At 60.9% G+C, this 25,561-nt stretch carries 24 protein-coding genes; 8 read left to right on the top strand and 16 right to left on the bottom strand.

Translation table 11 applies throughout. The features are described 5' to 3' along the window. Nucleotides 1-64: 64 nt before the first annotated feature. A complete protein-coding gene (gene mltF / locus AC07NR_RS24355; RefSeq protein WP_305836762.1) occupies nucleotides 65-1,525 on the top strand; it encodes a membrane-bound lytic murein transglycosylase MltF in 1,461 nt (486 codons plus the stop codon). Nucleotides 1,526-1,568: 43 nt separating this feature from the next. On the opposite strand, the gene pdxJ is transcribed toward mltF, so the two are convergent. The 8 genes from pdxJ to lptF all read right to left on the bottom strand — a co-directional run bounded on the left by pdxJ (nucleotide 1,569) and on the right by lptF (nucleotide 9,992). Continuing rightward, a complete protein-coding gene (gene pdxJ, locus AC07NR_RS24350) occupies nucleotides 1,569-2,312 on the bottom strand; it encodes a pyridoxine 5'-phosphate synthase (RefSeq protein ID WP_038357694.1) in 744 nt (247 codons plus the stop codon). Nucleotides 2,313-2,358: 46 nt separating this feature from the next. Continuing rightward, nucleotides 2,359-3,048 carry a DNA repair protein RecO gene (recO, locus tag AC07NR_RS24345; RefSeq protein ID WP_265812239.1) on the bottom strand — a complete coding sequence of 230 codons (690 nt, stop codon included), beginning with the start codon at nucleotides 3,046-3,048 and terminating at the stop codon, nucleotides 2,359-2,361. A 168-nt stretch (nucleotides 3,049-3,216) separates the two neighbouring features. Next, nucleotides 3,217-4,119, bottom strand: a complete 903-nt coding sequence (gene era / locus AC07NR_RS24340) for a GTPase Era (RefSeq protein ID WP_011332590.1) — start codon at nucleotides 4,117-4,119, stop codon at nucleotides 3,217-3,219. Beyond that, the gene (gene rnc, locus AC07NR_RS24335) at nucleotides 4,112-4,801 is read right to left on the bottom strand and encodes a ribonuclease III (protein WP_085711665.1); all 690 of its coding nucleotides are present in this window, start codon (nucleotides 4,799-4,801) and stop codon (nucleotides 4,112-4,114) included. The genes era and rnc overlap by 8 nt, the downstream gene beginning before the upstream one ends. Before the next feature lie 182 nt (nucleotides 4,802-4,983). After that, nucleotides 4,984-5,838: a signal peptidase I gene (lepB, locus tag AC07NR_RS24330; protein ID WP_065261873.1), complete on the bottom strand. Its 855-nt coding sequence runs from the start codon at nucleotides 5,836-5,838 to the stop codon at nucleotides 4,984-4,986. A gap of 9 nt (nucleotides 5,839-5,847) precedes the next feature. After that, nucleotides 5,848-7,644: a translation elongation factor 4 gene (lepA, locus tag AC07NR_RS24325; protein ID WP_085729729.1), complete on the bottom strand. Its 1,797-nt coding sequence runs from the start codon at nucleotides 7,642-7,644 to the stop codon at nucleotides 5,848-5,850. 172 nt (nucleotides 7,645-7,816) lie between these two features. Beyond that, a complete protein-coding gene (gene lptG / locus AC07NR_RS24320) occupies nucleotides 7,817-8,878 on the bottom strand; it encodes an LPS export ABC transporter permease LptG (RefSeq protein ID WP_305836765.1) in 1,062 nt (353 codons plus the stop codon). Further along, nucleotides 8,871-9,992 carry an LPS export ABC transporter permease LptF gene (gene lptF, locus AC07NR_RS24315; protein ID WP_432218688.1) on the bottom strand — a complete coding sequence of 374 codons (1,122 nt, stop codon included), beginning with the start codon at nucleotides 9,990-9,992 and terminating at the stop codon, nucleotides 8,871-8,873. The genes lptG and lptF overlap by 8 nt, the downstream gene beginning before the upstream one ends. Nucleotides 9,993-10,300: 308 nt before the next feature. On the opposite strand from lptF, the gene AC07NR_RS24310 reads away from it, so the two are divergent. The 5 genes from AC07NR_RS24310 to rlmF all read left to right on the top strand — a co-directional run bounded on the left by AC07NR_RS24310 (nucleotide 10,301) and on the right by rlmF (nucleotide 16,818). Continuing rightward, nucleotides 10,301-11,791, top strand: coding sequence for a leucyl aminopeptidase (locus AC07NR_RS24310; RefSeq protein WP_192552934.1), 1,491 nt, complete (start codon nucleotides 10,301-10,303; stop codon nucleotides 11,789-11,791). Nucleotides 11,792-11,851: 60 nt separating this feature from the next. Beyond that, nucleotides 11,852-12,280, top strand: coding sequence for a DNA polymerase III subunit chi (locus AC07NR_RS24305; protein WP_495079640.1), 429 nt, complete (start codon nucleotides 11,852-11,854; stop codon nucleotides 12,278-12,280). Between the two features lie 8 nt (nucleotides 12,281-12,288). Next, nucleotides 12,289-12,684, top strand: coding sequence for a DNA polymerase III subunit chi (locus tag AC07NR_RS24300; RefSeq protein ID WP_085711671.1), 396 nt, complete (start codon nucleotides 12,289-12,291; stop codon nucleotides 12,682-12,684). Between the two features lie 134 nt (nucleotides 12,685-12,818). Then, on the top strand, nucleotides 12,819-15,665 hold the full coding sequence (locus tag AC07NR_RS24295) for a valine--tRNA ligase (RefSeq protein WP_495079639.1): 2,847 nt from the start codon (nucleotides 12,819-12,821) through the stop codon (nucleotides 15,663-15,665). Between the two features lie 130 nt (nucleotides 15,666-15,795). Then, nucleotides 15,796-16,818: a 23S rRNA (adenine(1618)-N(6))-methyltransferase RlmF gene (gene rlmF, locus AC07NR_RS24290; RefSeq protein ID WP_495079638.1), complete on the top strand. Its 1,023-nt coding sequence runs from the start codon at nucleotides 15,796-15,798 to the stop codon at nucleotides 16,816-16,818. A gap of 121 nt (nucleotides 16,819-16,939) precedes the next feature. Here rlmF and AC07NR_RS24285 read toward each other — a convergent pair whose 3' ends face one another. Beyond that, nucleotides 16,940-17,221 (bottom strand): HU family DNA-binding protein, encoded by a 282-nt coding sequence (locus AC07NR_RS24285; protein ID WP_003221909.1) that lies wholly within the window; start codon nucleotides 17,219-17,221, stop codon nucleotides 16,940-16,942. A 396-nt stretch (nucleotides 17,222-17,617) separates the two neighbouring features. On the opposite strand from AC07NR_RS24285, the gene yejK reads away from it, so the two are divergent. Both yejK and AC07NR_RS24275 read left to right on the top strand, forming a co-directional pair. Beyond that, a complete protein-coding gene (gene yejK, locus AC07NR_RS24280; protein WP_248738235.1) occupies nucleotides 17,618-18,622 on the top strand; it encodes a nucleoid-associated protein YejK in 1,005 nt (334 codons plus the stop codon). Next, nucleotides 18,622-18,972 carry a glutaredoxin family protein gene (locus AC07NR_RS24275; protein ID WP_085729721.1) on the top strand — a complete coding sequence of 117 codons (351 nt, stop codon included), beginning with the start codon at nucleotides 18,622-18,624 and terminating at the stop codon, nucleotides 18,970-18,972. Before yejK ends, AC07NR_RS24275 begins: the two co-directional genes overlap by 1 nt. A 31-nt stretch (nucleotides 18,973-19,003) precedes the next feature. Here AC07NR_RS24275 and AC07NR_RS24270 read toward each other — a convergent pair whose 3' ends face one another. From AC07NR_RS24270 to AC07NR_RS24240, 7 genes are all read right to left on the bottom strand, one after another. Beyond that, entirely contained in the window at nucleotides 19,004-19,939 is a 936-nt protein-coding gene (locus AC07NR_RS24270; RefSeq protein WP_248738237.1) for a glutathione S-transferase family protein, read from the bottom strand. Nucleotides 19,940-20,678: 739 nt separating this feature from the next. Next, a complete protein-coding gene (locus tag AC07NR_RS24265) occupies nucleotides 20,679-20,981 on the bottom strand; it encodes a GIY-YIG nuclease family protein (protein ID WP_248738238.1) in 303 nt (100 codons plus the stop codon). Between the two features lie 39 nt (nucleotides 20,982-21,020). Beyond that, the gene (locus AC07NR_RS24260) at nucleotides 21,021-21,494 is read right to left on the bottom strand and encodes a nuclear transport factor 2 family protein (protein ID WP_248738239.1); all 474 of its coding nucleotides are present in this window, start codon (nucleotides 21,492-21,494) and stop codon (nucleotides 21,021-21,023) included. A gap of 101 nt (nucleotides 21,495-21,595) precedes the next feature. Then, nucleotides 21,596-22,900: a CynX/NimT family MFS transporter gene (locus AC07NR_RS24255; RefSeq protein WP_495079637.1), complete on the bottom strand. Its 1,305-nt coding sequence runs from the start codon at nucleotides 22,898-22,900 to the stop codon at nucleotides 21,596-21,598. Beyond that, complete coding sequence (locus AC07NR_RS24250) at nucleotides 22,890-23,549, bottom strand: FadR/GntR family transcriptional regulator (protein ID WP_423204958.1); 660 nt, start codon at nucleotides 23,547-23,549, stop codon at nucleotides 22,890-22,892. Before AC07NR_RS24250 ends, AC07NR_RS24255 begins: the two co-directional genes overlap by 11 nt. A 137-nt stretch (nucleotides 23,550-23,686) precedes the next feature. Continuing rightward, nucleotides 23,687-24,451 carry an amino acid ABC transporter ATP-binding protein gene (locus AC07NR_RS24245; protein WP_003221897.1) on the bottom strand — a complete coding sequence of 255 codons (765 nt, stop codon included), beginning with the start codon at nucleotides 24,449-24,451 and terminating at the stop codon, nucleotides 23,687-23,689. An 11-nt stretch (nucleotides 24,452-24,462) separates the two neighbouring features. Next, complete coding sequence (locus AC07NR_RS24240) at nucleotides 24,463-25,560, bottom strand: amino acid ABC transporter permease (RefSeq protein ID WP_085729716.1); 1,098 nt, start codon at nucleotides 25,558-25,560, stop codon at nucleotides 24,463-24,465. Between the last annotated feature and the right edge of the window lies 1 nt (nucleotide 25,561).

The following is a 25,561-nucleotide window of genomic DNA, read 5'->3' as shown; positions in this document are numbered from 1 at the left end:
GCTAGCAGACTACCCCTCCACTGTCGAGATATGGCGCCCGTTGCGCTTTGCGTATACTGCGCACATGTTTTCCCCAACGGCTTTGCGTCCGCGGTACGCCAAATGGCTGATCGCTACCGGACTCTTCCTGATGCTCAGTGGCTGTGTTGATAAACCCAACACACTCGAGCGCGTAAAGGAGGATGGTGTGCTGCGGGTGATCACCCGTAACAGCCCCGCCACCTACTTTCAGGATCGCAGCGGCGAGACCGGCTTCGAATACGAGCTGGTGAAGCGCTTCGCCGACGATTTGGGGGTGGAACTGAAGATCGAGACCGCCGACAACCTCGACGACCTGTTCGACCAGATCGGCAAGCCCAACGGCCCGGTGCTGGCCGCCGCCGGCCTGGTCAGCAGCGATCAGCGCAAGAAGCAGGTTCGGTTCTCCCATTCCTACCTCGAAGTCACCCCGCAGATCATCTATCGCAACGGCCAGTCCCGGCCGACCGACGCCAGTGAACTGGTCGGCAAAAAGATCATGGTGCTCAAGGGCAGCACCCACGCCGACCAGCTCGCCGAGCTGAAACAGAAATATCCCGGGATCGAATACGAAGAGTCCGACGCCGTCGAGGTGGTCGACCTGCTGCGCATGGTCGATGAAGGCCAGATCGACCTGACCCTGGTCGATTCCAACGAAGTGGCGATGAACCAGGTGTACTTCACCAACATCCGCGTCGCCTTCGACCTTGGCGATGCCCGCAGCCAGAGCTGGGCGGTGGCCGCCGGCGAAGACAACAGCCTGCTCAACGAGATCAACAGCTATCTGGACAAGGTGCAGAAGAACGGCACCCTGCAACGTCTGAAGGACCGCTACTACGGCCACGTCGACGTCCTCGGCTACATGGGCGCCACGACCTTCGCCCAGCATTTGCAACAGCGCCTGCCCAAGTACGAACAACACTTCAAGACTTACGCCAAGAAAGAGAAAGTCGACTGGCGCCTGCTGGCGGCCATCGGTTATCAGGAATCGCTGTGGCAACCGGCCGTCACGTCGAAGACCGGTGTACGCGGCCTGATGATGCTGACCCAGAACACTGCGCAGGCCATGGGCGTGTCCAACCGCCTCGATCCGAAGCAGAGCATCATGGGCGGCGCGAAGTATTTGGCGTACATGAAGGATCAACTGGATGACTCGATCCAGGAACCGGATCGTACGTGGTTTGCACTGGCTGCCTACAACGTCGGTAGCGGCCACCTGGATGACGCGCGCAAATTGGCGTCCCGGGAAGGCCTGAATCCGGACAAGTGGCTGGATGTGAAGAAGATGCTGCCACGACTGTCGCAGAAGCAGTGGTACAGCAAGACCCGCTATGGCTACGCCCGTGGCGGCGAACCGGTGCACTTCGTGGCGAACATCCGTCGATACTACGACATCCTGACCTGGGTGACCCAGCCGCAACTCGAGGGCGATCAGGTCGCCGAAGGCAATCTGCATGTGCCGGGGATCGACAAGTCCAAACCGGCGCAGGAAAACCCGCCGCTCTGATAGACACTGTGGGAGCTGGCTCCCACAGTGTCTGTGTTGATGCTTAGTGTTTGGCGGCTGCCAGAATCAGCGCCTTCATCTCCGAAACCGCCGACTTGAAGCCGACGAACAACGCATGCGCCACCAGCGCGTGACCGATGTTCAGTTCATTGATGCCCTTGATCGCCGCCACGGCTTCAACGTTGTGGTAGTGCAGACCGTGGCCGGCGTTGACGATCAAGCCCTGGGCCAGACCAAACGCCACGCCGTCCGCCACACGCTTCAACTCTTCGGCCACTTCGGTCGGTGTTTCAGCATCGGCATAGCGCCCGGTGTGCAGTTCGATGGCCGGTGCGCCGACCCGCTTCGAAGCAGCGATCTGCCGCTCGTCAGCGTCGATGAACAGCGACACTTCGCTGCCGATCTTCGACAGCCGCTCCACCGCAGCCTTGATCCGCTCCTCCTGCCCCGCCACGTCCAGACCGCCTTCGGTGGTCAACTCCTGACGGGTTTCCGGTACCAGGCAGATGTGCGCCGGACGGATGCGCTCGGCGAAGGCCATCATTTCTTCGGTGACGCCCATTTCGAAGTTCATGCGGGTTTGCAGCACATCCTTGAGCAAGAGCACGTCGCGCTCCTGAATGTGGCGACGGTCCTCACGCAGGTGCACGGTGATGCCGTCGGCACCCGCCTCTTCCGCGTCCAGCGCAGCCTTGACCGGATCCGGATAGCGCGTGCCCCGAGCCTGACGCAGGGTGGCGACGTGGTCGATGTTCACGCCAAGAAGAATGCGATTGCTGGTGGTCACGGATGCGCTCCTGAAGGGAAAGATTCGGCGCACAGCATACACGGGGCTACGGTTTGCGAAACAGTTCGCGACTTACGAGAGGACGTCCGCCCAGATGCACGGCCAATGCCTGACGCATCAAGCGTTTGGCGGCGGACAACGCGCCGGGGGCTGACCAGTCGGCTTCGGCCATGGCCAGCAGCTCGGTGCCGTTGAACAGACCGGGTTGCAGCAGGTAGACCCGCTCGAGTCCGGCGTCCACCTGCAAGCGATAGAGACCGTCCGCAGCGATAGGCTCGTCATTGATGTCGGTGCTCAGGGAAAAGCCATAGCCGAGGTCGTCGAGCAGGCGCCATTCGAAGGAGCGCAGCAGAGGTTCCAGTGGCCGGCCTTCGGCCAAGGCCAGCAAAGTGGCTGCGTAGTGATCGAACACTGCGGGATGAGGGTCTTCGGCCGGCAGCAGACGGATCAGCAACTCGTTGAGATAGAGACCGCTGAACAGCGCCTCGCCGACCATCCACGTCGCGTTACCGACGCTTTCCATGCGCCCGACGTTCTTCAACTCACCCTTGCCGCGAAACTCCACTTCCAGCGGCACGAATGGTCGCGCCAGTGTTCCTGCCTTGCCCCGCGCACTGCGCAACACCGCCCGCAGCCGACCTTGCGGCGTGAGGAAGTCCACCAATGCACTGGTTTCGCGGTAGGCGCGCGAATGCAGGACGTAGGCGGGTTGGGCGGGAGGTGGGCTTTGCGACATTGAGATCTCGATGACGAAACGCAGTTTTACACACAACCTAAAACTACTGTGGGAGCGGGCTTGCTCGCGAAAGCGGTAAACCAGTCAAAGTATATGTCGACTGATACTGCGCATTCGCGGGCGAGCCCGCTCCCACAGTGGGTTCTTTGATGTAGCAAAAAACCGGTGTTACAGATCGCCGTAACCCAGCGAACGCAGCGCGCGCTCGTCGTCGGACCAGCCGCCTTTCACCTTGACCCACAGGTTGAGCATGATCTTGGAGTCGAACAGCAGCTCCATGTCCTTGCGCGCCTCGGTGCCGATGCGCTTGATGCGCTCGCCCTTGTCGCCAATGATGATTTTCTTCTGGCCGTCGCGTTCGACGAGGATCAATGCATGGATGTGCAGGGTCGCGCCCTGTTGCTTGAACTCTTCGATCTCCACGGTGATCTGGTACGGCAGCTCTGCACCGAGCTGACGCATGATCTTCTCGCGAACCAGTTCGGCAGCGAGAAAGCGGCTGCTGCGGTCGGTGATCTGGTCTTCCGGGAAGAAGTGATCGTTCTCCGGCAGGTGATCGGCGATGACCTTTTCCAGCGCGTCGAGGTTGTGCCCCTGCTGCGCCGAAATCGGGATGATCTGCGCGTTCGGCAGCTGTTCCTGCAACCAGGACAGATGCGGCATCAGCTCGGCCTTGTCCTCGATGCGGTCGGTCTTGTTCAGCGCGACGATCAGCGGGCCGGTCACGTACTGCACGCGCTCCAGGACCATCTGGTCTTCTTCGGTCCACTTGGTGCGGTCGACCACGAAGATCACCACGTCGACGTCTTTCAACGCCGCCGAAGCGGTCTTGTTCATGTAGCGGTTCAGGGCCTTTTCACCGCCCTTGTGCATGCCAGGGGTGTCGACGTAGATCGCCTGCACGTCGCCTTCGGTCTTGATCCCGAGCATGTTGTGGCGAGTGGTCTGCGGCTTGCGCGAGGTGATCGCGAGCTTCTGGCCGAGGATGTGGTTCAGCAGCGTGGACTTGCCCACGTTCGGACGGCCGACGATGGCAACGTAGCCACAGCGAGTTGCGTTTGTATCAGTCATTGCCATTCTCCACACCCAGGGCAATCAGTGCTGCGGCGGCCGCTACCTGTTCGGCAATGCGACGGCTCACACCCTGACCCCGGCTTTTTTCATTCAAAAGGACAACTTCGCACTCGACGAAGAAGGTACGGCAGTGCGGTTCGCCCTGGATATCCACGACTTCGTAGCGTGGCAGCTCGCAACCGCGCGATTGCAGGAATTCCTGCAGGCGGGTCTTCGGATCCTTGTTGGTATCGACCAGCGTCAGACCTTCGAACTCGCCGGCCAGCCAGGCCAGGACGCGCTCGCGGGCGACTTCCATGCCGGCGTCGAGGTAGATCGCACCGATCAGCGCTTCCAGGGCATCGGCCAGAATCGACTCGCGACGGAAACCGCCGCTTTTCAGCTCACCGGAACCCAGGCGCAGGTATTCGCCCAGATCGAAACCACGGGCCAATACCGCAAGGGTCTCGCCCTTCACCAGACGTGCACGCAGACGCGACAACTGGCCTTCGCGGGCCAGCGGGAAGCGCTCGAACAGGGCTTCACCGGCGACGAAGTTGAGGATCGCATCGCCGAGAAATTCCAGACGCTCGTTGTTGCGTCCGGCAAAGCTGCGGTGCGTGAGGGCCAGGACCATCAGTTCCTGGTCCTTGAAGGTGTAACCGAGCTGACGCTCGAGACGGCTGAGAGAAACGCTCACGGTTTGACCACGCTGAGTTCGTGGCTGGATTCCACCGCCATCGCCGGGATACGGCGCAGGCCTGGGACAATTAACGCTGTGTTCAAAAATGACGTCCTGAATATCGTGGCTTCATGCCCCGGAGCCGGTTGTGCCGACGCCAGAAATGCATTCGGCGCTGTGGTCAACAGCGCCGTGATTGTTTACTTGATCAGGCCGACCCGCGAGAAATTCGGCAGGTGGCTGAGTTTCGGTTCCGGCCAGCTCATCCAGACCGCGAAGGCCTTGCCGACGATGTTCTGGTCGGGAACCATGCCCAGCAGATCCTTGGGAATGTTCGGGTCATCCCAGTAGCGACTGTCGTTCGAGTTGTCGCGGTTGTCGCCCATCATGAAGTAGTGCCCGGCCGGCACGGTCCAGGTATGGTCCGGCGTGGCGCGGTAGCGGCTCATTTCCTTGCGGATCAAATGCTCGGCGGCACCGAGTTTTTCCTTGTAGAGTTCCGCGCTGCCGAGGGTGCCCGGTTCGGAGCCGACCAGTTGCTCGGCAATCGACTCGCCATTGACGAACAGACGCTTGTCGGCGGTGTAACGCACCGTGTCGCCCGGCAGGCCAACCACACGCTTGATGTAGTTGACGTTCGGGTCGCTCGGGTAGCGGAACACCATCACATCGCCGCGTTGCGGATCACCGACTTCGATGACTTTCTTGTCGATCACCGGCAGACGGATCCCGTAAGAAAACTTGTTCACCAGAATGAAGTCGCCGACGTCCAGGGTCGGTTTCATCGAGCCGGACGGAATCTGGAACGGTTCCACCAGGAACGAACGCAGCACCAGCACGATGAACAGCACCGGGAAGAACGACTTGCCGTATTCGACCAGCAGCGGTTCCTTGTTCAGCTTCTCCACCACCAGCACATCAGGCTGGCTGACGCTGCCCTGATAGGAAGCGATGGCGGCGCGCCGACGCGGTGCCAGGATCAACAGATCGAGCAACGCCAACAGGCCGCAGACGAACACGGCGATAACCAGCAACAGCGGGAAATTTAGTGACATAGGACCTGACTATTCCAACCTGAGCACAGCAAGGAAGGCTTCTTGTGGAATTTCCACGTTGCCGACCTGCTTCATGCGTTTCTTACCGGCCTTTTGCTTCTCGAGCAGTTTCTTCTTACGACTGACGTCACCGCCGTAGCATTTGGCCAATACGTTCTTTCTGAGCGCCTTGACGGTTGTCCGGGCGACGATCTGACCGCCAATGGCAGCCTGGATGGCCACGTCGAACATCTGACGAGGAATCAGTTCTTTCATCTTCTCGGTCAACTGGCGACCTTTGAAGTGCGAATTGTCACGGTGCACGATCAACGCCAGGGCATCGACCTTGTCGCCGTTGATCAGCACGTCCAGTTTCACCAGATTAGCCGATTGGTAACGATCGAAATGGTAGTCCAGCGAAGCATAGCCGCGGCTGGTGGATTTCAGACGATCGAAGAAGTCCAGGACCACTTCGTTCATCGGCAGGTCGTAGGTCACCTGGACCTGATTGCCGAGGAACAGCATGTCGACCTGAACACCGCGTTTTTCGATGCACAGGGTGATGACGTTGCCCAGGTGCTCCTGCGGTACCAGGATGTTGGCCCGCACGATCGGCTCGCGCATGTCTTCGATCGACGACACGTCCGGCAGCTTCGACGGGTTGTCGACGTAAATCGTTTCACCGGTTTTCAGCACCAGTTCGAAGATTACCGTCGGCGCCGTGGTGATCAGGTCCAGGTCGTATTCGCGCTCCAGGCGCTCCTGGATGATCTCCATGTGCAGCATGCCGAGGAAGCCGCAACGGAAGCCGAAGCCCAGGGCGTCGGAGCTTTCCGGGGTGTACTGCAGCGACGAGTCGTTCAGGGTCAGCTTCTGCAGCGCTTCGCGGAAGTCCTCGAAGTCGTCGGAGCTGACCGGGAACAGACCGGCGTAAACCTGTGGCTGAATGCGTTTGAAACCCGGCAGTACCGGAACATCCGGCGTCGAGCTCAGGGTCAGGGTGTCACCGACCGGTGCACCGTGAATGTCCTTGATGCTGGCGATGATGAAGCCCACTTCGCCGGCCTTCAGGTCAGCGGTGGCGGTGTGTTTCGGGTTGAAAACACCGACGCTGTCGACCAGATGGACCTTGCCGGTGGATTTCACCAGAATCTTGTCGCCCTTCTTCACGCGGCCATGACGCACGCGCACCAGGGAGACAACGCCCAGGTAGTTGTCGAACCAGGAGTCGATGATCAACGCTTGCAGCGGATCTTCGATGTTGCCGGTCGGCGCAGGAATGGTCGCGACCAGACGTTCGAGCACTTCGTCGACACCCAGGCCGGTCTTGGCGCTGCAGGTGACGGCGTCGGTGGCGTCGATGCCGATGATCTTCTCGATCTCGTCCTTGACGCGGTCCGGCTCGGCCTGTGGCAGGTCGATCTTGTTCAGTACCGGCATGACCTCGAGGCCTTGCTCGATGGCGGTGTAGCAGTTGGCCACGGACTGGGCTTCAACGCCCTGACCCGCGTCGACCACCAGCAAGGCGCCTTCACACGCGGCCAGGGAACGGCTGACTTCGTAGGTGAAGTCGACGTGGCCCGGGGTGTCAATGAAGTTCAGCTGGTAGGTGACGCCGTCTTTGGCTTTGTAATAGAGGGTAACGCTGTGGGCCTTGATGGTGATCCCGCGTTCGCGCTCCAGCTCCATGGAATCCAGTACCTGGGCTTCCATTTCACGCTCGGCCAGGCCACCGCACATCTGGATGAATCGGTCAGCCAGCGTCGACTTGCCATGGTCAATGTGGGCGATGATGGAGAAATTGCGGATATGACTCAAATCACTCACGGATCAACACTCAAAAAGGCTGCAGGCTTGGCCCGCCGAAAAATAGCCGGGAATTGTACCTGATACACGGCGCAAGCGTCACGTTCGCCTGTCACCCGGATTGCATGCAAAAACGCCCCGATCTGGCGACCGGGGCGTTTTCAAGGCTGGAGCAAGGGTGAAACCTTGTTCATCAACCGGCTCGACGCAGCAACCAGACACCCGCCAGCGCACAGACGCCGGCCGGAACCAGCACCGCGAACAGCGGCGAGAAGCCGAACACCAGGCTGGATGGACCCAGCAAATCCTGGACGATCCGGAAGGTGAACCCCACCAGCACACCGGTGAACACTCGCTGACCCAGGGTCACCGAACGCAACGGGCCGAAAATGAAGGAGATCGCCATCAGCACCAGCGCAGCGGTCACCAGCGGCTGCAACACCTTGACCCAAAACGCCAGCCAGTAACGGCCATTGCTCAGCCCCTGATCCGCCAGGTAATGGATATAACCCCACAGGCCGCTGATCGACAGCGCTTCCGGCGCCATGACCACGGTATTCAACAGTTCCGGACTGATGGAAACATCCCAGTCTTCAGTCGGCTTGTTGACGACTTCGGTGCTGCGTTCGTGGAACAGCGTGGTGGTGACATCGGTGAGCTGCCAGCGTTTGCCGTCGAACTCGGCGCGCTTGGCGAAGCTCGAACTCTGCAGATGACGCTCTTTGTCGAAGTGATAACGGGTCACGCCATACAGCAGCCCATCGGGCTGAACGGCGTTGATATGGATGAACTCGTCACCCTGACGGTGCCACATACCGTGCTTGGCGCTCTGTGCGTCACCGCTGCCCTGAGCCAGCGAACGATTGGCCTGGGCCATGCTTTCGGTGGCCGGCGCAACGTATTCACCGATCAGCACGCCGGCCAGCATCAGCACCAGCATCGGCTTCATCACCGCCCAGACGATGCGTCCGATGGACACACCAGCCGCGCGCATGACGGTCAGTTCGCTGCTGCTTGCCAGACTGCCGAGACCGATCAGGCAGCCGATCAGCGCCGCCATCGGCAGCATGTCGTAGAGCCGGCGCGGTGCGGTCAGCAGTACAAAGCTCAGCACATCGACCAGCGTGTAGGTTTCGCTGACGTCGCCCATTTCGTCGATGAAGGCAAACAGGGTGGCCAGGCCAAGAATGATCGCCAGCACCGCGATGATCGCGATGAACACGCTGCTGCCGATGTAGCGGTCGAGTTTAACCACGGGCCACCTCCAGCGCAGCGCTGCGACGGCTGGCCATTTTCAGGCGCAGCGGTTCCCAGTACAGCAGGCCGATGCCGATGGCCAGGAAGATCCCGTGCACCCACCACAGACCCAGGCTCGCCGGGATCTTGCCTTTTTCGAGGGCGCCGCGGGCGGCAATCAGGATGGTCAGGTAAGCCATATAAAGAAGAATCGCCGGCAGCAACTTGAGGAAGCGCCCCTGGCGCGGATTGACCCGCGACAGCGGCACCGCCATCAGGGTCACGATAAATACCAGCAGCGGCAGCGACAGGCGCCATTGCAGCTCGGTCTTGGCGCGAATGTCGTCGCTGGCCAGCAGGGTCGAGGTCGGCATCGCGTCACGATCAGTGACTTCCTCGCTGACATCAGGCTTTGGCAGCAGCACGCCATAGGTTTCGTAATGGATGGCACGGTAGTTGGCCAGTCCCGGGCTGCCGTCGTAGCGGTAGCCGTTGTGCAGGATCAGGTAACGGTTGCCGTCAGGACGGACTTCCTGCCGGCCTTTTTCGGCCACCAGCACGGAAATCCCGCGATCCGCCTGGTTGGCACCAAGGTTTTTCTGCGAAATGAACACGCTGCCCAGGTTGACCCGATCGTCGCTCAGGGTTTCGGTGTAGGTCACCCGGGTGCCGTCGCGCAACGCCTGGAAACGGCCCGGCTCGAGGGTATCGAACTCGGTCAGGGCGTCCTGCTTGTTCAGCAGCAGCTGGAACTGGTTGGCGCCTTGCGGGGCCAGGCTCAGGCTGAGCCATGCCACCACCAATGCCACCAGCGTGGCCGGGAACAGGGTCATGCGGAACAGGCGCTGCTGGCTCATGCCAGTGGCCGACAGCACGGTCATTTCGCTTTCCAGATACAACCGGCCGTACGCCAGAAGGATCCCGAGGAACAGGCCCAGTGGCAGGATCAACTGCATGAAACCCGGCAGACGGTAGCCCATGATCAGGAACAGCGATCCCGGATCGAGCTGGCCCGCAGCGGCCTGGGCAAGGTATTTGATGAAGCGACCGCTCATGATGATGACCAGCAGCACGGCGCTTACCGCACTCAGGGTCAACAGGACTTCGCGGGACAGATAACGGAAGACGATCAAACCAGACACTCCAGGGTTGTCAGGCTAAGGCGGCCAAACAAGCAAACGTATCGACAGGCCCGCAAGGCAGAGCCGTCGAAAAAAGATGCGGCATTATCCTGTGATTGAGGGCGCCTGTCACTGCGCACACTCACGCAAGCGTGCAATCCGTTGAAGATCGTACAACCGAGGGTTGTCAGGCGCGGTGAGCGAGGTTCAAACTGCCGCCTCTGTCGCAGGCACTGGCCTGCGCCTCTTCTCTCTATAAGCAGGCGACGGCGGACACCGTCGAACGCCTGCGTGTTGACCATTCATTCAGGGATCCGGACATGGAACTGGTTGTAAAAAGCGTTAGCCCAGAAACGTTGAAAACCGCCACCCTGGTGGTTGCCGTCGGCGAAGGCCGCAAACTCGGCGTCGCGGCCAAGCAGGTCGACGAACTGAGCGGCGGCGCCATCAGCGCCGTGCTCAAGCGTGGCGACCTGGCCGGCAAGGTCGGTCAGAGCCTGTTGCTGCACAGCCTGCCGAACCTGAAAGCCGAACGCGTGCTGCTGGTCGGTGTGGGCAAGGATGAAGAACTGGGCGACCGCCCGTTCCGCAAGATCGTCGCTGGTATCCTCAATACCCTCAAGGGCCTGGGCGGCAGCGATGCCGTACTGGCACTCGATGAAATCATCGTCAAGAACCGCGACAGCTACGGCAAGACCCGCCTGCTGGCCGAGACCCTGGTCGACGGCGAATACACCTTCGATCAGTTCAAGAGCCAGAAAGCCGAACCGCGCGCCCTGAAGAAAATCACCCTGCTGACCATCAAGGCTGCGCAAGCCGAGGTGCAACGCGCCGTGAACCACGCCACCGCAATCGCCAACGGCATGGCCTTCACCCGCAACCTGGGCAACCTGCCGCCGAACATCTGCCACCCGACTTTCCTCGGCGAGCAAGCCAAAGACCTGGGCAAAGAGTTCAAGGATCTGAAAGTCGAAGTCCTCGACGAGAAGAAGATCAAATCCCTGGGCATGGGTTCGTTCTACGCCGTCGGCCAGGGCAGCGCCCAGCCGCCACGCCTGATCGTCATGCAATACAACGGCGGCAAAAAATCCGAGAAGCCGTACGCGCTGGTCGGTAAAGGCATCACCTTCGACACCGGCGGCATCAGCCTGAAGCCGGGCGCCGGCATGGACGAGATGAAGTACGACATGGGCGGCGCCGCCAGCGTGTTCGGCACACTGCGTGCCGTGCTGGAACTGAAACTGCCGATCAACCTGGTGTGCATCCTGGCCTGCGCGGAGAACATGCCGAGCGGCACCGCTTCGCGTCCGGGCGACATCGTCACCACCATGAGCGGCCAGACCGTGGAAATCCTCAACACCGACGCCGAAGGCCGTCTGGTGCTGTGCGACGCGCTGACCTACTCCGAGCGCTTCAAGCCACAAGCGGTGATCGACATCGCCACCCTGACCGGCGCATGCGTGGTTGCCCTGGGTGCCCACACGTCGGGCCTGCTGGGCAACAACGACGAACTGATCGAGCAACTGCTGAGCGCCGGCAAGGCTGCCGACGACCGCGCCTGGCAACTGCCGCTGTTCGATGAGTATCAAGAACAACTGGACAGCCCGTTCGCCGACATCGCCAACATCGGCGGGCCGAAGGCAGGCACTATCACCGCCGCGTGCTTCCTGTCGCGCTTCACCAAAAACCTGAACTGGGCGCACCTGGACATCGCGGGCACCGCATGGACCAGCGGCGGCAAGGACAAGGGCGCCACCGGCCGTCCGGTTCCCCTGCTGACCCAGTACCTGCTGGATCGCGCCAAGGCCTGAAACCGATGACGGCAAGCGCCGAACCTTTCGAGGGGCGGCGCTTGCTGCTCAGGAACCGCAATGACCAAAGTCGACTTCTACATTCTTCCCAGCGCTGATCCTTCGGCGCGTCTGGATTTTGCCTGCAAGCTCACCGAGAAAGCCTGGCGCATGGGCCACCGCATCTACCTGCATTGCAGCGATGTCGCCCAGCGTGATGACCTCGATGCGCGGCTGTGGGCGTTCAAGGGCGAAACCTTCGTGCCCCATGGCCCGGCCGAGAGCGAACCGGAAGGTTTGATCGTGCTTGGACTGGGGGATGACTGCGGCCAGCATCAGGATTTGCTCGTCAATCTCGACCTGAAAGTCCCGGCCTTCGCCAACAAATTCGCCCGAGTGGCGGAAGTGGTGGTGGAAGATCCGGTGATCCGCGCAGCTGCGCGGGAGAGTTTCCGTTTCTACCGGGAACAGGGCTATCCTCTGCAAGACCACCGTTTACAGCGACTCTGAGTACGCCGATGGACACTCCAAAACCGCTGCAAAAACCCGCGCACCTGCTGGATGACCTCGAGTCGATCCGCCAGTTGCTCGGCGATGACAACCTGCAACCGCCGCTGCTGACCGACACGGTCGATGATGGCGAACAGGAACAGATTCCGATGCTGTTCGACTCGGTCGCCACCGAGCCACCGGCCGTCGAACCGCCGCCAGCCCCCGTCGCGAAACCCGCCACCGCGCCCGCCGCACCTGTGGATAAGGGCCCCGACGCGCTGCTGCACCTGGACAGCGAACTGCGCGCCGCCGCGCAACTGATCATGCAAGACGTGATCGACGACTTCGCCCCGCACATTGAAAATGAAATCAAACGTCGCCTCGAGGCGCGGATGGAACGGCTTCTCGGCCAGTACGAATAATCGACGGTGGGAGCCTTCGCACGGTCGCTCCCACTTTTAGATCCCCACCCGGCCCGCCCCGCTCGCCCTGCGCCCCATGCCCCGCTATACTTCCCGGCTTTTCCTGAATAAATGCCAATAGGGTCCCGCCGCGCATGGATAAGACCTACCAGCCGCACGCCATTGAAACTTCCTGGTACAACACCTGGGAGTCCGAGAACTACTTCGCCCCGCAAGGCGCGGGCGACTCCTACACCATCATGATCCCGCCGCCGAACGTCACCGGCAGCCTGCACATGGGTCACGGTTTCAACAACGCGATCATGGACGCCCTGATCCGTTTCCGCCGCATGCAGGGTCGCAACACCCTGTGGCAGCCGGGCACCGACCACGCCGGTATCGCCACGCAGATGCTGGTGGAGCGTCAACTCGAAGCCCAGGGCCAGAACCGCCACGATCTGGGCCGGGAAAAATTCCTCGAGAAAGTCTGGGAATGGAAGGATCAGTCCGGTGGCAACATCAGCCGTCAGATCCGCCGCCTCGGCTCGTCCGTGGACTGGAGCCGCGAGCGCTTCACCATGGACGACGGCCTCTCGGAAGCCGTTAAGGAAGCGTTCGTGCGCCTGCACGAAGACGGCCTGATCTATCGCGGCAAGCGTCTGGTCAACTGGGACACCAAGCTGCACACGGCGATTTCCGACCTCGAAGTGGAAAACCACGACGAGAAAGGTTTCCTGTGGAACCTGAAGTACCCGCTGGCCGACGGCGCGAAAACCGCTGAAGGCAACGATTTCCTGATCGTCGCGACCACCCGTCCGGAAACCATGCTCGGCGACTCCGCCGTCGCGGTAAACCCGAATGACGAGCGCTACAAAGCCCTGATCGGCAAATTTGTCGAGCTGCCGCTGGTCGGCCGCCGCATCCCGATCATCGCCGACGATTATTGCGATCCTGAATTCGGCACCGGCTGCGTGAAAATCACCCCGGCCCACGACTTCAACGACTACGAAGTCGGCAAGCGCCACAACCTGCCGCTGCTGAACATCTTCGACAAGAACGCCAACGTGCTGCCGGCAGCGCAAGTGTTCAACCTCGATGGCACGCTGAACGACAGCATCGACGGCAAGATTCCGGCCGAGTACGCCGGTCTCGAGCGTTTCGAAGCACGCAAGCAGATCGTGGCCGCGTTCGACGCCGCCGGCCTGCTGGTCAGCGTCGACGATCACGGCCTGAAAGTGCCGAAAGGCGACCGCTCCGGCACCGTCATCGAACCGTGGCTGACCGACCAATGGTACGTGTCCACCAAGCCGCTGGCCGAACCTGCGATTGCCGCCGTTGAAGACGGCCGTATCCAGTTCGTGCCGAAGCAGTACGAAAACATGTACTTCTCGTGGATGCGCGACATCCAGGACTGGTGCATCAGCCGTCAGCTGTGGTGGGGCCACCGGATTCCGGCCTGGTACGACGAGTCGGGCAAGGTCTACGTCGGTCGCGACGAAGCCGAAGTGCGTACCAAGCACAACCTCGGCCCGGACGTTGCGCTGCAACAAGACAACGACGTACTCGACACCTGGTTCAGCTCGGGCCTGTGGACCTTCTCCACCCTGGGCTGGCCGGAAAAGACCGAGTTCCTGAAGAAATTCCACTCCACCGACGTGCTGGTCACCGGTTTCGACATCATTTTCTTCTGGGTTGCCCGGATGATCATGCTGACCATGCATCTGATCAAGAACGAGGACGGCACGCCGCAGGTCCCGTTCAAGACTGTTTATGTGCACGGTCTGGTGCGTGACGGCCAGGGCCAGAAGATGTCCAAGTCCAAGGGCAACGTCCTGGACCCGCTGGACATCATCGACGGCATCGAGCTCGAAACCCTGGTACAGAAACGTACTTCCGGTCTGATGCAGCCGAAACTGGCGAAGAAGATCGAGAAGCAGACCCGCGAAGAATTCGCCGACGGCATCGCCAGCTACGGCACCGATGCCCTGCGCTTCACCTTCTGTTCGCTGGCGTCCACCGGTCGCGACATCAAGTTCGACATGGGTCGCGTCGAAGGCTATCGCAACTTCTGCAACAAGATCTGGAACGCTGCGCGCTACGTTCTGGACAAGGGCGAAGACTGCGGCCAGAACGGCGAAGCCTACGAGCTGTCGCTGGCGGATCGCTGGATCATCTCGCAACTGCAACGCACCGAAGCCGAAGTGACCCGTCAACTGGATCAGTTCCGTTTCGACCTCGCCGCGCAAGCGCTGTACGAGTTCATCTGGAACCAGTACTGCGACTGGTACCTGGAATTGTCCAAGCCTGTGCTGTGGGACGAAAACGCGCCGGTCGAGCGTCAGCGCGGCACCCGTCGCACGCTGGTTCGCGTACTGGAAGTGGCGCTGCGACTGGCGCATCCGTTCATGCCGTTCATCACTGAAGAAATCTGGCAGCGCATCGCGCCGCTGGCCGGCATTCAGGGCAAGACGATCATGCTGCAAGCGTGGCCGGTGGCCAACGAAGAGCGCATCGATCCGGCGGCCGAAGACGACATCGAATGGCTCAAGGGCCTGATGCTCGGCACGCGCAACATCCGTGGCGAAATGAACATCGGCCCGGGCAAGCCGCTGCCGATCTACCTGAAAAACGTCACCGCTGAAGACCAGCGCCGCCTGACCGAGAACGAAGCGCTGCTGAAGAAGCTGGCGCGTCTGGAATCGATCACCGTACTGGCGGCAGGCGAAGAAGCGCCACTGTCCGCCACCGCACTGGTTGGCGAGATGGAAGTGCTGGTGCCGATGGCCGGCCTGATCGACAAGAACGCTGAACTGGCGCGCCTGGACAAGGAAATCCTGCGTCTGCAGGGCGAAGTCCAGCGGGTCGGCGGCAAGCTGTCCAACGCCGGTTTCGTTGACAAGGCTCCGGCCGAAGTCATCGAGAAGGAACGCGCCAAACTGGCCGAGGCCGAACAGGCCCTGGGCAAACTGGCCGAACAGCACGCGCGGATTGCCAGCCTGTAACGGCAAATCGCAATGAAAAGGGAGGCCATGCGGCCTCCCTTTTTTGTGCCCGGCACTTTTCCGGCCTACAACCCGGTTCCCTGTGGGACAATAGCCGCCACTTTCAGCCATACCCGAATCGACCACGCCCATGAACGCCCCCCGTACACCTCGCCCCGCGCGCAAGAAGCCTGACTCCGCTACCCCGGCCAAGCCCGTGGAGCCGCGCAAAGAGGCCAGCCTGCACCCGCGCAATCGCCATCAGGGTCGTTACGACTTCCCGGCGCTGATCAAGACTACGCCGGAGCTGGCGAAGTTCGTGATCACCAACCCGTACGGCAAGGAAAGCATCGACTTCGCCAGCCCCGACGCGGTGCGCGTGTTCAACCGGGCGTTGCTAAAGTCGTTCTACGGCATCCAGCATTGGGACATCCCGGCCGATTACCTCTGCCCGCCGGTGCCGGGCCGTGCCGACTACATCCACTTCCTGGCCGACCTGCTGGCCAGCAACAACGACGGCGTGGTTCCGCGCGGCGCCATCGTCAATGTGCTGGACATCGGCATGGGCGCCAACTGCGTATACCCGTTGATCGGCAACAGCGAATATCGCTGGCACTTCCTGGGCTCGGAAATCGACCCGACGGCCGTGGCCGCCGCCAGGGCCATCGTCCAGTCCAACGACCTGAGCAAGGTCATCAAGCTGCGCCAGCAGGAGAACCGCAAGCACATCCTGATCGACCTGCTGGAGCCCGGTGAGCGCTTTGACCTGACCATGTGCAACCCGCCCTTCCACGCCTCGATGGAAGAGGCCACCAAGGGCAGCGAGCGTAAGTGGCGAGCCCTGGGCAAGGCCGATCCGAAACGCAAGTTGCCGGTGCTGAACTTTGGCGGTCAATCGGCCGAACTGTGGTGTGAAGGTGGCGAAGCGCGTTTCGTGACGCAACTGATCGCCGAAAGCGCGACCCTTGCGCACAAGGTGTTGTGGTTCAGCACCCTGGTCTCGAAAGCCTCGAACCTGCCCGCCATCGAGATAGCACTGAAGAAGGCCGGCGCGCTGGAAAGCCAGGTAGTGGAAATGTCCCAGGGACAGAAGCAGAGCCGCTTCGTCGCCTGGACCTTCCAGACCAAGTCCGAACAGCAGATCTGGCGGCGTGAGCGCTGGGTTCGCAAGTAATACGTTTCAACCGGGGCGGCGCTTGATCGCAAGCAGCCGCCACTACTGCCGAACACAATCGGCAGGCACAAAAAAACCGTGCCCGGATCACTCCGGCGCACGGTTTTTTTATCGCTGCGTCTTACTTGTTCACAGCGTCGGTCAGGCCTTTGGCCACAACCAGCTTGATCACTTTCTTGGCAGGGATTTCGATGGCAGCGCCAGTCGACGGGTTACGGCCAGTGCGGGCAGGACGCTCGGTCACTTTCAGCTTGCCGATACCTGGCAAGGTGATTTCGCCGCCGTTTTCCAGCTGATCGGCAACGATTTGGCCCAGTTGGTCCAGAGCGTTACGCGCGGTGGTTTTCGGCGCGTCGATAGCTTCAGCGATGTCGGCGATCAGTTGGTCTTTAGTAAGAGCCATGTAGTGTTCCTTCCCTATCAAATTCATATGGATTGCAGAGTGCAGTGTCAGCCATCGAGCCCGATCTTCTGGATCTGGCACCCTCGGCGATAACCACGACGAGTCGGGGTTATAGATGCCGAAATCAGGGTTTGGTTCGACCTGACAAATGCTGAATGCACGCTTAACGCAGTGACTACGCGTAAGACCGGGCAAAACTAGCACAGAGACAAGGAAATATCCGCCTCTAGCTAGCCAAATGGTCAGGTTTATTGCGCTAAATCGGTAAATAAATGCATAAGCGCCGCCCCATGACCCCGAATTGCCCTTCAGCCCGCGCCAAAACCAGTGGTTGCGGTACACTGAGCGCTTTTTCGGGGGAGCCCGCCCTCCTCCCTTTCACTTGCCGAGAAGCCCATGCCGATCCGTCATTGCATCGTCCACCTGATCGACAAAAAACCCGATGGCACGCCCGCAGTCCTGCACGCCCGTGACTCCGAACTGGCCGAGTCCGCCGCCATCGAGAACATGCTCGCCGACCTCAACGAGAGCTATAACGCCAAACAGGGCAAAGCCTGGGGCTTGTTCCATCCGGAGTCCGGTGCATTCCCGTTCAGCGGCTGGCTGAAGGAATACATGGAAGGCGGCAAGGACTTCACCGCATTCAGCAAAGTCGCGGTCGAGCACCTGCAAAAACTGATGGAAGAGTCGAACCTGTCAGTCGGCGGCCATGTGCTGTTCGCCCACTACCAGCAAGGCATGACCGATTACCTGGCCATCGCCCTGCTGCACCACAGCGAAGGCGTGGCGGTAACCGATCAACTGGACGTGACCCCGTCGCGCCACCTGGACCTCGGCCAGTTGCACCTGGCGGCGCGGATCAACGTCTCCGAGTGGCAGAACAACAAGCAGTCCAAGCAGTACATCTCGTTCATCAAGGGCAAGAACGGCAAGAAGGTCTCGGAATACTTCCGCGACTTCATCGGCTGCCAGGAAGGCGTCGACGGACCGGGCGAGACCCGCACGCTGCTCAAGGCCTTCAGCGACTTCGTCGAGAGCGAAGACCTGCCGGAAGATTCCGCCCGCGAGAAGACCAAGACCCTGGTCGACTACGCCAGCAGCCAGGCCAAGCTCGGCGAGCCAATGGGCCTGGAAGAACTGTCGGAGCTGATCGATGAAGAACGCCCGAAGGCCTTCTACGATCACATCCGCAACAAGGATTACGGCCTGTCGCCGGAAATCCCGGCGGACAAGCGCACGCTCAACCAGTTCCGCCGCTTCACCGGCCGCGCCGAAGGCCTGTCGATCAGCTTCGAAGCGCACCTGCTGGGCTCGAAGATCGAATACGACGAAGAAGCCGGCACGCTGGTCATCAAAGGCCTGCCGACCTCGCTCACCGATCAGTTGAAGCGTCGCACCTGATGCTCGGCAATGTGCTGAAGAAGGTTGCACTGGTTCTACTGGTGGTCGTGGTCTATCAGAACTGGGGCAAGATCGAGCGGGTGTTCAACCCGTCGCAGATGGCGTCCGAGCAGGTCCGCGCCAACGCCAAGGTCGTGTTGTACACCACGGACTGGTGCGGCTACTGCAAGCAGACCAAACGCTTTCTCGATCAGAAAGGCATTCCGTTCAAGGAATTCGACATCGAGAAGGACGCCGAGGCGCGCAAGGCCTACGAAGCGCTGGGCGGGCGCGGGATCCCGCTGATCGACGTCAATGGCACGTTGATTCGCGGATTTGATCCGGACGACATTCTCGCCGCACTGAAATGAACGAGGGAGCCAGTCGGCTCCCTCAGTTGTTTCAGCGCTTCTCGATCCGGAAACCGAAACGCGGGAAGTGCACATGCACCACGCCACCGCGTTCGTCTTCACGGCGCAGGATCAGCTCTTCGCGACCTGCAAATACCAGCTCTCCGGCAACCGGATCAACGCCATAGTCAGTGGCCGCGATCACGACTTGTTGGCCCGCTTCAAACCCGTTCGGATCGACAAATACTTCTTGCGGCAACGCCGCCGGGGTCGAACTGCGCGCAACTTCCAGCGCTTCTTCCGACGTCATCGCACTCGCCGCACCATGGCCGAAGCCCAGCACCCGCCCAAGCCACGCAGACACCGCCGGATAGTCATCCACCAGCGGCGCCGTCACATGCGTAGCCTTGAGGAACCACAGCGGATGCGCCATGGCGAAGTCGGCTATCGACGGCTCACCGAACAGGAAGTCACCGTCTTCACGCTGCAACTGCTGCTCCAGACGCGCCATGATGGTTGGCCAATTGTGCTTGGCCTGCTCGGCCGAAATTTTGGTCGCGCTGCCACCACTGAACAGTCCGGCACGATCAGCGAGGAAGGCCTTGATCGCTTCCGGCGGCAACTTGCCGAAACGCACCGCCACAGACTCCGGCTGAAACACCAGGCTCACTGCGTGCTGGAACACCACAGAATCGGCCCAGGCGGCGAAACTGGCGGCGATCATTTCCTGACCTTCCGGGAAGAACGAAGGCTGGGCCTTTTCCTGCTCGAGACGACGGGCGATCAGCGCGGTATCGCAATAGATATCGGCACCGATCTGCAGCACCGGGGTCTTGCGGTAGCCGCCGGTCAGGGCGGTCAGATCCGGTTTTGGCATCACCGGCGAAATGTGCACCGAACGCCAGGACAAGCCCTTGAAACCCAACAACAGCCGGGCCTTTTCGGCAAAGGGAGAGGTCGGGTAATGATGGAGGATCAACTCGGACATGCTCGGCTCCGCCGCACAGGAAGTGAACCCGCAGCTTAGCGCGCAATTCGTTCGCAGCCTACGGATCCGGCTGATGGGAACTGATCAGTCAGGTTAATAAAGCACTCGAGAGTTTTCGAAAAAAACCGTCTCAGCCGAAACCGAGATGGTTTTCCCAGTGCAATGGCCTTACATCCGGTCATCGAAGTGATCTCGCAGGAACTCGTAAAAGCGAAACGCTTTGAACGACCTCCATACGAGGCTCAGAGTACGCAGCAAAAGCTTCATACGTTTTGGCCTCCGGTTGGGGGCCAAACCTCCAGCGTGCTTACCGGACCACGTACGCCTTCGGAATACACGCCAATGTATCCAATGAGGCGGCCGGTTGTGATCCCCCTGAAAAATCATTCCGGCACGGGAGCAACCCCATGTCAGAGGGCATGAAACCGTTACGTCGATCAGCCAGACCTCAAAAGCTGCATTGGCATGCGAGCGGACGAATAGTAATCGGATTGCTATACCGTCATTTAAACAAATGAGCTCAAAATCGCATTCTCTGGAATGGGTGTTTCAAGGCTTGCCTGGTGACGTAAAGACGAATACTCTTGGTCTGCGCCAGTGTATCCAGTGAGATGCTAAACCCCGGCCGCAAACCGAGGTTTACAGAAAAAACCGCCTACAAGGGCGGTTTTTTCTTGCCTGTCGTTTATGCAACGTGTCGCCTCTACGGAAGGGATATCTACAAGGCTTGAGGGCTTATTCAGTCCGGCCGATAAGACGCCACCAGACACTCCTTCGCACTCTTTCTGAGTTTCTTGATCAACCGTTCCTGGCGCAACGCATCACTCTTGTCGCGGCACAGCTCGGTATAGACCAGCGCCATCGCCGGGCTCGAGAGAAAGAACCGTGCACCTTTACCGCTTTGATGTTTGGCAAAGCGGCGCACGGGATCATCGCTGATCCCGCAGTACAGCGAACCGTTGGCGGCGCGAACGAGGTAGACGAACCAGGACTTGCTCACTGGAACGTCGGCTTCGGGAGGATTTTCGCTGAGGCTGGTCACGGGGCAATTCAGGCGCAAGGGAAACAGGCGGCGATCTTATCAGCGACTCGCCTGAAATGCCTTCAGCCCTTTCAGCGCCTGGGTGCGGACGGCGTTGCGCACCAGCGGCGTCCAGCCCAGCAGCAGGCCCTTGAAGCCCAGTGCCTGACGAGACCAGCGCCACAGGTCGAAGTGGTCGTGGTGTTCACAGATCTTGCCGTCGCGGAAGACGAAACGCGCCTGGATGTCGTTGATCACGACGTTGCCGGTCTGGCTGAACAGGTAGGTCGCCACCCAGTGGGCACCGCCGCTGCGCTCGTCGGCGCGGACGTTGTCGAAGGTCAGGGAGAAGTCCTTGGCCCGGGTGGTGAGCATGCGCCACATGTCGCCGGCATCGCGGCCGCGCAGCTCGCCGAAGGCCGGATCGCTGAACACCACGTCGTCGGTGTAGCAGGCGGCCATGGCCTCGGCGTCGAGGCGCTGGAAAGCCTGGTAGAAACGGGTGATCAGGGCGCTGTGGGCTTCTTCGCTCATGGGCAATCTCCAGGAAAGGTACAGATTGCCAGCACGATAATCCGCAAACGCCCGAAACACTATCGGCATTCGCATTCCGAATACCGACAGTGTCGTGCGCATCAGACCTTTTCGCTTTCGACCTGCACGTAAAGCGCACGCCCGGCACCGAGGCCGGCAAGGATCGCACCCGCCCCGACGATGCCGAAGATCCAGCCCACGGCGTTCCAGCCGCCGGTCCAGTCGTGCACCACGCCGACCGCGAACGGCCCCATGGACGCGAGGGTGTAGCCGAAGCCCTGGGACATGCTCGACAGGTTCGCCGCGACATGGGAGTCCCGCGAGCGCAACACGATCAGGGTCAGCGCCAGGCTGAACGTACCACCCTGCCCCAGGCCCAGCAGGATCGCCCAGCCCCAAAGGCCTTCAATCGGCGCGTAAAGGCAACCGAACAGTCCGCCGAGGGTCAGCGCCATCACCACCACGATCGCCAGTCGCTGATCCTTGCCGCGAGTGGCCAGCCACGGCGCCGCCAGCGAACTGGCGAGCTGGATGATCACCGAACCGGACAGCACCAGACCGGCCTGGGTCGGGGTTAATCCACGGCCGATCAGGATCGACGGTAACCAGCCGAACACGATGTAGGCCAGCGACGATTGCAGGCCCATGTACAAGGTCACCTGCCAGGCCAGCGGATCACGCAACAAGCCACGCACCCGATAGGCGACGTTGTGCGCGCCGTGTTTCTGGCCGATTTGTGGCAGCCAGAACACCGCCGCGACCAGCGCCGGAATCACCCAGAAGCCGAGGCCCATGGCCCAGCTGTGATCGAAGTGCTCGCTCAACGGCACGGTCGAACCCGCCGCCATGGCCGCGCCCAGGCACAGGGCCATGGTGTAGACACCAGTCATGGTGCCGGCGTGTTTGGCGAAGTCGCGCTTGACGATGCCCGGCAGCAGCACGCCGATGATGCCGATACTCGCGCCACCCAAGACACTGCCGGCAAACAGGCCGATTTCACCGAAGTTGCTGCGCAGGATGATGCCGCCAGCCAGTGTCAGCAGAATCCCCAGCACCACCCGCTCGGCACCGTAACGTCGCGCCAGCACCGGAGCCAGCGGAGCGAACAGACCAAGGCACAGCACCGGCAACGTCGTCAGCAACCCCGCCTGAGCGGCAGACAAGCCAAGGCTTTTCGACACTTCACTGAGCAGCGGCGCCATGCTCGACAGCGCCGGGCGCAGGTTCAACGCCACCAGAATCAGCCCCAGCAGCAACAGCCACGGGCGCCGCACCAGCGGATGACTTTGCTGCACCTGCTCGTCATCGGCCTCGGCATCAATCAGCAGTTCCTCCAGTTCGGCGGTGCGCTTGGGGGCGTTGGCGGTTTCAGGGCGGGACATGGTTTTCTCGGTTTCAGGGTTCATTGATCAGTTGCCTCGACAGGGCCTTGGCCCGTTCCGGATCGCGCTGTTCGACGGCTTCGAACAAGGCGATGTGCAAATCGAAGACTTCCTGTCGACGAGGGACGATGTTCAGGGTCTGGCGCAATTGCGCGCCGACGATGCTGGAAAAGTAGCGATACAGCTCGCTGAGGGTCGGGTTGTGCGCGGCATCTACCAGTCGGCGGTGAAACACCAGGTCACAGGCGATGTAGCTGTCGAGGTCACCGTGATAATGGCTGCCGGCAACGCCAAGCGCCTCGCGCAAACCGGCCAGATCCTCATCGGTGCGACGTAACGCCGCCAGGCCGATGGCCTCGACTTCAAGGATGTGCCGGGTTTCCCGGGCCTGATCCAGCGAGCACCTGGACAGCGCCTTGAGCGTGTCCATCGGATCGACCACCGCCCGCAGGTAACTGCCGTCGCCCTGGCGGATTTCGATCAGCCCGGAGAACGCCAATACCCGCATCGCCTCGCGCACGGTATTGCGGCTGATGCCGAGTTCGGCGCACAGCTCGGGCTCGGTCGGCAAACGCTGACCGACCTGCCAGGTGCCGTCGGTGATGCGCTGACGCAATTGATCCAGGGCCTGGTCGACCAGGGATCGCTTAATGAGTGGAGAAATTTCTGACATAGGATTCGCCCTTTCATCCAATCATGGGATGAATTTGCTGACAGAGTAGTCAGATTCTTCAAACAGGGCAATCGGTAAAATCCAGGCAAAAATAAACCCGGAACTGAGTCCGGGTTTATTTCAATGCCTGAATCGGATCAATGCAGAATCTGACTCAGGAACAACTTGGTCCGATCATTCTGCGGATTGTCGAAGAAGTCGTTCGGTGCCGCCTGCTCGACGATTTCGCCCTTGTCCATGAAGATCACGCGGTTGGCCACGGTGCGGGCGAAGCCCATTTCGTGGGTCACGCAGAGCATGGTCATGCCGTCTTCGGCCAGGCCTATCATGGTGTCGAGAACTTCTTTCACCATCTCCGGGTCGAGCGCCGAAGTCGGCTCGTCGAACAGCATGATTTTCGGTTTCATGCACAGCGCGCGGGCAATCGCCACACGCTGCTGCTGACCGCCGGACAGTTGCCCCGGGAACTTGTGCGCCTGCTCCGGAATGCGTACGCGTTCCAGGTAATGCATGGCGATTTCCTCGGCCTTGCGCTTGGGCATCTTGCGCACCCACATCGGCGCCAGGGTGCAGTTCTGCAGAATGGTCAGGTGCGGGAACAGGTTGAAGTGCTGGAACACCATGCCGACTTCACGACGGATCGCTTCGATCTGCTTGAGGTCGTTGGTCAGCTCCACGCCATCGACCACGATGCGGCCCTGCTGGTGTTCTTCCAGACGGTTCAGGCAGCGGATGGTGGTGGACTTGCCGGAACCCGACGGGCCGCACAGCACGATACGCTCGCCCTGTTTGACGTTGAGGTTGATGTCTTTCAGCACGTGGAACTGGCCGTACCACTTGTTCACGCCCTGCATCTGAATGATGCCTTCAGGGCCCACTGGCTTTTTGATTGCTTCGCTCATCGAAAAAACTCCTAACGCTTGTGGCCAGTGTCGAGCTTGCGTTCCAGATGCATGGAATAGCGCGACATACCAAAACAGAAAATCCAGAACACCAGGGCGGCGAACACGTAGCCTTCGGTGGCCATGCCCAGCCATTTCGGATCGGCAGCGGCTTGCTTGACGCTGTTGAGCAGGTCAAAGAGGCCGATGATGATCACCAGGCTGGTGTCCTTGAACAGCGCGATGAAGGTATTGACGATGCCGGGAATCACCAGCTTCAGGGCCTGCGGCAGAATCACCAGGCCCATGGCACGCCAGTAACCGAGGCCCATCGCGGCAGCGGCTTCGTACTGGCCTTTGGGGATCGCTTGCAGACCGCCGCGTACCACTTCGGCGACGTAGGCCGACTGGAACAGGATCACGCCGATCAGTGCCCGCAGCAGCTTGTCGAAGTTCATGCCTTCAGGCAGGAACAGCGGCAGCATCACCGAAGACATGAACAGCACGGTGATCAGCGGCACGCCGCGCCAGAACTCGATGAACGTAACGCAGACCACACGAATGGCCGGCATGTTCGAGCGTCGTCCCAGCGCCAGCATGATCCCCAGCGGCAACGCGCCGGCGATACCGACGGTGGCGATCACCAGGGTCAGCATCAGACCGCCCCACTGGCTGGTGGCAACGGCGCTCAGGCCGAACACGCCGCCATGCAGCAGGCACCAGGCAACGATCGGATAGATCACCAGGAAGCTCAGCCCGTACACCGCTTTGCGCGGCACACGTTTGATGAACAGCGGCGCCACGCCGATAACTGCCAGCCACACGGTCAGGTCCACGCGCCAGCGCAGATCCGCCGGGTAGTAGCCGTACATGAACTGGCCGAAACGCTGCTCGATGAACACCCAGCAGGCGCCCGCCTTGGTGCAGTCGGCGCGGGTGGTGCCAACCCAGTTGGCATCGAAGATCGCCCAACTGAGCAACGGCGGAATCACCAGGTAAATCAGGTAGAACGCAAACAGGGTCAGCAGGGTGTTGAGCCAGCTGGAGAACATATTCGCGCGGATCCACGCCATCGGGCCGAAGACCTTGGCCGGCGGTGGCATGTCAGGTTTGAAAGTATGAGTACTCATG

The organism is Pseudomonas sp. GW821-FHT09C09, assembly GCF_059418105.1.
Note: the sequence above shows the minus strand (reverse complement) of the source record. Positions and strands in the feature narration are given on the sequence as shown.

Bases quoted from the DNA above. Each gene is read 5' to 3' on its own strand.
- mltF (WP_305836762.1), top strand. From the start codon at position 65: ATGTTTTCCCCAACGGCTTTGCGTCCGCGGTACGCCAAATGGCTGATC.
- recO (WP_265812239.1), bottom strand. From the start codon at position 3,048: ATGTCGCAAAGCCCACCTCCCGCCCAACCCGCCTACGTCCTGCATTCG.
- era (WP_011332590.1), bottom strand. From the start codon at position 4,119: ATGACTGATACAAACGCAACTCGCTGTGGCTACGTTGCCATCGTCGGC.
- lepB (WP_065261873.1), bottom strand. From the start codon at position 5,838: ATGTCACTAAATTTCCCGCTGTTGCTGGTTATCGCCGTGTTCGTCTGC.
- AC07NR_RS24310 (WP_192552934.1), top strand. From the start codon at position 10,301: ATGGAACTGGTTGTAAAAAGCGTTAGCCCAGAAACGTTGAAAACCGCC.
- AC07NR_RS24305 (WP_495079640.1), top strand. From the start codon at position 11,852: ATGACCAAAGTCGACTTCTACATTCTTCCCAGCGCTGATCCTTCGGCG.
- AC07NR_RS24300 (WP_085711671.1), top strand. From the start codon at position 12,289: ATGGACACTCCAAAACCGCTGCAAAAACCCGCGCACCTGCTGGATGAC.
- AC07NR_RS24295 (WP_495079639.1), top strand. From the start codon at position 12,819: ATGGATAAGACCTACCAGCCGCACGCCATTGAAACTTCCTGGTACAAC.
- rlmF (WP_495079638.1), top strand. From the start codon at position 15,796: ATGAACGCCCCCCGTACACCTCGCCCCGCGCGCAAGAAGCCTGACTCC.
- AC07NR_RS24285 (WP_003221909.1), bottom strand. From the start codon at position 17,221: ATGGCTCTTACTAAAGACCAACTGATCGCCGACATCGCTGAAGCTATC.
- yejK (WP_248738235.1), top strand. From the start codon at position 17,618: ATGCCGATCCGTCATTGCATCGTCCACCTGATCGACAAAAAACCCGAT.
- AC07NR_RS24275 (WP_085729721.1), top strand. From the start codon at position 18,622: ATGCTCGGCAATGTGCTGAAGAAGGTTGCACTGGTTCTACTGGTGGTC.
- AC07NR_RS24270 (WP_248738237.1), bottom strand. From the start codon at position 19,939: ATGTCCGAGTTGATCCTCCATCATTACCCGACCTCTCCCTTTGCCGAA.
- AC07NR_RS24260 (WP_248738239.1), bottom strand. From the start codon at position 21,494: ATGAGCGAAGAAGCCCACAGCGCCCTGATCACCCGTTTCTACCAGGCT.
- AC07NR_RS24255 (WP_495079637.1), bottom strand. From the start codon at position 22,900: ATGAACCCTGAAACCGAGAAAACCATGTCCCGCCCTGAAACCGCCAAC.
- AC07NR_RS24250 (WP_423204958.1), bottom strand. From the start codon at position 23,549: ATGTCAGAAATTTCTCCACTCATTAAGCGATCCCTGGTCGACCAGGCC.
- AC07NR_RS24245 (WP_003221897.1), bottom strand. From the start codon at position 24,451: ATGAGCGAAGCAATCAAAAAGCCAGTGGGCCCTGAAGGCATCATTCAG.
- AC07NR_RS24240 (WP_085729716.1), bottom strand. From the start codon at position 25,560: ATGAGTACTCATACTTTCAAACCTGACATGCCACCGCCGGCCAAGGTC.